General features: G+C 31.5%; 1 protein-coding gene. It reads left to right on the top strand.

Annotation, left to right across the window (positions count from 1 at the left end):
* On the top strand, positions 1 to 3118 hold a 3118-nt coding region (locus MBCUR_RS01635; RefSeq protein WP_157077525.1), incomplete at both ends, for a beta strand repeat-containing protein.

Genomic DNA, 3118 nt, shown 5'->3' with positions numbered 1-3118 from the left:
CTGGTGTTATTTACAGGTCTTCTAATGCTAGTTTTGGCAGTTACAATCATGTTACTGGTAAATGGTATATTGGTGATTTAGCTAATGGTCAGAGTGTATTTTTAGATATTGTTGTTACTTTAAATAGTACTGGTAATGTTGTTAATATTGCTAATGTGACTGTTGATCAAAATAATACTGGTAATAACAGTAGTACTCCTGGTAACAATACTAACTTAACTGTTGCTCAGACTGTGAATATTAGTATTGTTAAAACTAGTAATGTTTCTGGTAATGTCTTAAATGGTATTGATGTTAAATATACTATTAATGTGACTAATCATGGTCCTGATAATGCTACTGGTGTTGAGATTACTGATAATTTGCCTAATGGTGTGGTTTATAAGTCTTCTAATGCTACTGTTAATAGTTATAATTCTGCTAATGGTAAATGGTATATTGGTAATTTGGCTAATGGTCAGAGTGTATTTTTAGATATTGTTGTTACTTTGAATGGTACTGGTAGTGTTGTTAATATTGCTAATGTGACTGTTGATCAGAATAATACTGGTAATAACAGCAGTACTCCTGGTAATAATACTAACTTTACTGTTACTCCGACTGTGAATATTAGTATTATAAAAACAAGTAATGTGTCTGGTAGTGTTTTAAATGGTATTGATGTTAGGTATACTATTAATGTGACTAATCATGGTCCTGATGGTGCTACTGGTGTTGAAGTTACTGATAATTTGCCTGTTGGTGTGGTTTATAAGTCTTCTAATGCTACTGTTGGTTCTTATGATGCTGTTACTGGTAAGTGGTATATTGGTAATTTAGCTAATGGTCAGAGTGTATTTTTAGATATTGCTGTTACTTTGAATGGTACTGGTAGTGTTGTTAATATTGCTAATGTGACTGTTGATCAGAATAATACTGGTAATAACAGTAGTACTCCTGGTAACAATACTAACTTTACTGTTACTCCGACTGTGAATATTACTATTGTTAAAACTAGTAATGTGTCTGGTAGTGTTTTAAATGGTATTGATGTTAAATATTCTATTAATGTGACTAATCATGGTCCTGATGGTGCTACTGGTGTTGAGATTACTGATAATTTGCCTGTGGGTGTGGTTTATAAGTCTTCTAATGCTACTGTTGGTTCTTATGATCTTGTTACTGGTAAATGGTATATTGGTAATTTATCTAATGGTCAAAGTGTATTTTTAGATATTGTTGTTACTTTAAATAGTACTGGTAATGTTGTTAATGTTGCGAATTTGACTGGTGTTGATCAGAATAATACTGGTAATAATAGTAGTGTTCCTGGTAACAATACTAATTTGTCTGTTACTCCGACTGTGAATATTAGTATTATTAAAACTAGTAATGTGTCTGGTAGTGTTTTAAATGGTATTGATGTTAAATATTCTATTAATGTGACTAATTTTGGTCCTGATGGTGCTACTGGTGTTGAGATTACTGATAATTTGCCTGTTGGTGTGGTTTATAAGTCTTCTAATGCTACTGTTAATAGTTATAATTCTGCTAATGGTAAATGGTATATTGGTAATTTAGCTAATGGTCAAAGTGTCTTTTTAGATATTGTTGTTACCTTAAATACCACAGGTAATGTTGTTAATATTGCTAGTGTGACTGTTGATCAAAATAATACTAGTAATAACAGCAGTACTCCTGGTAACAATACTAACTTTACTGTTACTCCGACTGTGAATATTAGTATTGTTAAAACTAGTAATGTGTCTGGTAGTGTTTTAAATGGTATTGATGTTAGGTATACTATTAATGTGACTAATTTTGGTCCTGATGGTGCTACTGGTGTTGAAGTTACTGATAATTTGCCTGTTGGTGTGGTTTATAAGTCTTCTAATGCTACTGTTGGTTATTATGATCTTGCTACTGGTAAGTGGTATATTGGTAATTTAGCTAATGGTCAGAGTGTGTTTTTAGATATTGTTGTTACTTTAAATAGTACTGGTAATGTTGTTAATGTTGCGAATTTGACTGGTGTTGATCAGAATAATACTGGTAATAATAGTAGTGTTCCTGGCAACAATACTAATTTGTCTGTTACTCCGACTGTGAATATTAGCATTGTTAAAACTAGTAATGTTTCTGGTAGTGTTTTAAATGGTATTGATATTAGATATACTATTAATGTGACTAATCATGGTCCTGATGGTGCTACTGGTGTTGAAGTTACTGATAATTTGCCTGTTGGTGTTATTTATAGGTCTTCTAATGCTACTGTTGGTTCTTATGATGTTATTATTGGTAAATGGTATATTGGTAATTTAGCTAATGGTCAAAGTGTATTTTTAGATATTGTTGTTACTTTAAATAGTACTGGTAGTGTTGTTAATGTTGCTAGTGTGACTGTTGATCAGAATAATACTGGTAATAATAGTAGTGTTCCTGATAACAATACTAACTTATCTGTTACTCCGACTGTGAATATTAGTGTTGTTAAATCATCTAATGTTTCTGGTAATGTTGTTAATGGTGCTTATATATTGTATACTATTAATGTGACTAATTTTGGTCCTGATGGTGCTACTGGTTTAATTATTACTGATAGATTAGATAGTAGGTTGATTTATATTAATAGTAGTTCTCCAAGGTCTACTTATTATGTTCCTGGTACTGGTGTTTGGAATATTGGTGCTTTGGCTAATGGTGAGAGTATTGTTTTGGATATTCTTGTTCGTTTGAATGGTACTGGTAATATTGTGAATGTTGCTAATGTTAGTAGTGTTGATCAGAATAATACTGGTAATAATAGTAGTACTCCTGGTAATAATACTAATATTACTGTGGTTACTGCTGTGAATATTAGCATTGTTAAAAAGTCTAATGTTTCTGGTAATGTTGTTAATGGTGCTTATATATTGTATACTATTAATGTGACTAATTTTGGTCCTGATGGTGCTACTGGTTTAATTATTACTGATAGATTAGATAGTAGGTTGATTTATATTAATAGTAGTTCTCCAAGGTCTACTTATTATGTTCCTGGTACTGGTGTTTGGAATATTGGTGCTTTAGCTAATGGTGAGAGTATTGTTTTGGATATTCTTGTTCGTTTGAATGGTACTGGTAATATTGTGAATGTTGC

The organism is Methanobrevibacter curvatus (assembly GCF_001639295.1).
GTDB classification, from domain to species: Archaea; Methanobacteriota; Methanobacteria; order Methanobacteriales; family Methanobacteriaceae; genus Methanoflexus; species Methanoflexus curvatus.
The sequence above is the reverse complement of the archived record's forward strand: the minus strand, read 5'-3'. Positions and strand labels throughout refer to the sequence as shown.